Genomic DNA, 3,571 nt, shown 5'->3' on the forward strand with positions numbered 1-3,571 from the left:
CCAATGTCTTTCTCGGCCGCGAAAGGCTGCGGCCCGGCCTGCTCGGGCGCCTCGGCTTTCTCGACAAGGCGGCGATGCGGGAGACCGCGCTCGGCGGATTGCGGCGCACCGGCATCCGCATCGGCTCGGTCCGCACGCCCTGCCGCGCGCTGTCCGGCGGCCAGCGCCAGGCCGTCGCGGTCGCGCGCGGGCTGATCTGGGGGTCGCGCCTGCTGCTGCTGGACGAACCCACCGCGGCCCTCGGCGTCGAGCAGCAGGCCAAGGTCGGCGAACTCATCGCCGCCGTGCGCGACCAGGGCATTCCCGTCATCCTGGTCAGCCACAACATGCCGCAGGTCCATGCGCTGTGCGACCGGATCGTGGTGCTGTTCCGCGGCCGCAAGGTGGCCGACCGGGACGCGCGGTCGATGACGATCGAGGACACGATCGCCTGCATCACCGGCGCCGGCCTGGCGAGCGCGGATGCGGCGGGGAGCGCGCCGTGAGCGGCCCGTCGAACCCGCCGCGCGGCGCGGAGGCGGCGGTCGTGGCGCCGGATGCGCGGGGCGGCTCGCGCGCGCTGCTCGAATTCCTCTCCCGGCACGGCGAGATCTGGACGCTGTTCATCCTGCTCGCGCTCATCGCCGTGTTCGGGATCGCGAGTCCGGATTTCTTCAGCCGCGCGAGCTGGCTCGCCACCTCGCAATTCGCGGTCGAATACCTGCTGCTCGGGCTTGGCGAGACCTTCGTGATCATCACCGGCGGCATCGATCTCTCGGTCGGCGCCATCCTCGGCCTCTCCGGCATGGTCGGCGGCCTGGTCATGCGCGCGCTGATCCACGCCCATGCGGCGAATGGCGTGACCATCGCCGCCGGCATCGCCGCGGCACTGGCGAGCGGCGCGCTGGTCGGCTGGGTGAACGGCACGCTGATCACCCGGCTGCGGCTCACCCCCTTCGTCGTCACGCTCGGCATGCTGTCGATCTGCACCGGCGGGATCTACCTGCTCAATGGCGGGCGCAATGTCGGCACGATTCCGGACATCGTCGGCACCGCCGGCTCCTTCGCGATCGGCGGGTGGATGCCGGTCACCGTGCTGGTCGCCGCGGTGTTCTGCATCATCTGCGCGGTGGTGCTGGCGCAGACCCGCTTCGGGCTGCGGACCTACGCGGTGGGCTCGAACCCGCTGGGGGCGGGGCGCGCCGGCATCGACGTGCGGCGGCATCTGGTGAGGATCTACACGCTGGCGGGATTTCTTGCCGCCGTCGCCGGGCTGATGGTGATGGCGCGCTTCGCCTCGGCCTCGGTCCAGGCCGGCGCGAACGACGAACTCGACGCGATCACCGCCGTCGTCATCGGCGGCGCCAGCCTGTTCGGCGGTCGCGGCACCATCCTTGGAACCGTGGTCGGCGGCTTCGTGATCACGGTCATGGTCACCGGGCTGATCCTGATCGGCGTGCAGCCGTTCTGGCAGCAGGTGGCCGTCGGCGCGATCCTGATCCTGGCCGTCGCCATGGACCAGCTTCGCGACAGGCTGCTGGAGTCGATCTGACCGGAAACGGCCGCCGCGAACCCGGCGGCAAAGGGGAGGACATCATGGCCACAACACGCAGACAACGGATTTCCCGCCGCGGCGCCACGCTGGCGCTCGGCATCGCCGGCGGCCTCGCGCTGGCCGGCGGCGCGGCCCGGGCGGGGGGCAAGACGATCGCGCTGGTGCCGGGCATCACCACCGATCCGTTCTACATCACGATGCAGCATGGGGCGGCGGCGGAAGCGAAGAAGCTCGGCCTGCACCTGATCTGGCAGGGCGGCAGCAGCTTCTCGCCGGAGACGCAGATCCCGGTGCTGCAGGCGCTGCTCGCCAAGCACCCGGCCGCCCTGCTCGTGGCGCCGACCAACGAGAAGGCGCTGATCAACCCGATCAGGCAGTTCATCGCCGCCGGCATTCCGGTGATCTCGGTCGACACCACGATCAGCGATACCGCGATCCTGAAAAGCCGGATCACGTCGAACAACGTCCAGGGCGGCGCCTCGGCGGCGCGGGCGATCGCCGGCTTCGCGCACGGGAAGGGCGATGTCGCGGTGATCAACGTCAAGCCCGGCATCTCGACGACCGATGCGCGCCAGAAGGGCTTCCTCGCGCAGATGAAGCACTACAAGGGCATGAAGGTCGTCGCCATCGAATACGATGACGACAGCCCGACCAAGGCCTTCACCGAAGCCCAGCTGCTGCTGCTCAAGTATCCGCACCTCAAGGGCATCTTCGCCACCAACGTGTTCTCCGGCGAGGGCGTCGGCAAGGCGGTGGTCGCCGCCGGCAAGAAGGGCAAGGTGGATGTCGTTGGCTACGACGCCGAGCCGGGCGAGGTGAAGCTGCTCAAGCAGGGGGTGATCAGCACCCTGATCGTCCAGCGCCCGGCCGAGGAAGGCCGCCTCGGCGTGAAATACGCCTATGACATCCTGACCGGAAAGAGCGCGCAGGTGCCCGCCTCGAAGCGGCTCGCCAATATCACGGTCACGACGGCCGAGGCGTCGAACCCGACCTACGCCAAATACTTCTACAGCGCGCATCTGTCGCACTGAGGCGGCCGGCCGGGCGTCCTGGCCGGGGCGTCCGGAAACGGCGGTCCGCCGGGCCATCATGTCCGAAAACGGCGAGCATCCGGCGTCCCGCCGTGCCATGATGCGCTCATGGAACTCGACCCCGATGCCTGCTACCGCGCCCTCGCCACGCGCGACGCCCGGTTCGACGGGCGCTTCTTCACCGGCGTGCGCACCACCGGAATCTATTGCCGGCCGGTCTGCCCGGCGCGCACGCCGCGGCGCGAGAATGTCCGCTTCTTCGGCTCCGCCGCCGCCGCCGAGGCCGCCGGGTTCCGCTCCTGCCTGCGCTGCCGGCCGGAATCCTCGCCCGATCTCGCCGCCTGGCGGGGCACGTCGAACACCGTCAGCCGCGCCCTCGCGCTGATCGCCGAGGGCGGGCTCGACGGCGCGGCGGTCGACACGCTGGCCTTCCGGCTCGGCCTCGGCGAGCGGCAGTTGCGGCGGCTGTTCCGCCAGCATCTCGGCGCCTCGCCGGTCGCCGTGGCGCAGACAAGGCGGGTGCTGTTCGCCCGGCAACTGCTCACCGAAACCGCGATGCCGCTGGCCGACGTGGCGCTCGCCGCCGGCTTCGGCAGCGTGCGCCGCTTCAACGCGACCTTCCGCGCGCTCTATGGCAGCGCGCCGGGCGCGCTGCGCCGCGCGGGACAGGTAGCGGCGGCAGAACCGTCGGGCATCACCCTCACCCTGCCCTACGCGCCGCCCTATGACTGGGCGGCGATGGCGGATTTCCTCGCCGCGCGGGCGATCGACCAGGTCGAACGGATGGACGATGCCGGGCGATACCACCGCAGCGTCGCGCTCGGCGGCGCGCGGGGGACGGTCAGCATCGCGCATGACGCGCAGGCCTGCGGGCTGCGGGCGACGATCCGATTTCCCGCCGTGGCGGCGCTGGCGACGCTGGTCGGCCGCATCCGCCGGGTCTTCGATCTCGGCGCGGACCCGCTCGCCATCGGCCGCCACCTCGCCGCTGACCGGCTGCTCGCGC

4 protein-coding genes are annotated in these 3,571 nt (G+C 71.2%); all 4 read left to right on the forward strand.

Annotated elements, in window-relative coordinates; all coding sequences use genetic code 11:
- Positions 1-485: ATP-binding cassette domain-containing protein (locus APM_RS07045; protein WP_007422664.1), on the forward strand; the 485-nt coding region annotated here is incomplete at its 5' end.
- A complete protein-coding gene (locus tag APM_RS07050) occupies positions 482-1,531 on the forward strand; it encodes an ABC transporter permease (RefSeq protein ID WP_007422665.1) in 1,050 nt (349 codons plus the stop codon). The genes APM_RS07045 and APM_RS07050, both read left to right, overlap by 4 nt.
- 44 nt (positions 1,532-1,575) lie before the next feature.
- Complete coding sequence (locus APM_RS07055) at positions 1,576-2,565, forward strand: ABC transporter substrate-binding protein (RefSeq protein ID WP_007422666.1); 990 nt, start codon at positions 1,576-1,578, stop codon at positions 2,563-2,565.
- A gap of 108 nt (positions 2,566-2,673) precedes the next feature.
- On the forward strand, positions 2,674-3,571 hold an 898-nt coding region (locus tag APM_RS07060; protein WP_007422667.1), incomplete at its 3' end, for a bifunctional transcriptional activator/DNA repair enzyme AdaA.

Origin of the sequence: Acidiphilium sp. PM (genome assembly GCF_000219295.1) — a bacterium.
GTDB lineage: Bacteria > Pseudomonadota > Alphaproteobacteria > Acetobacterales > Acetobacteraceae > Acidiphilium > Acidiphilium multivorum.

Bases quoted from the DNA above. Each gene is read 5' to 3' on its own strand.
- APM_RS07055 (WP_007422666.1), top strand. From the start codon at position 1,576: ATGGCCACAACACGCAGACAACGGATTTCCCGCCGCGGCGCCACGCTG.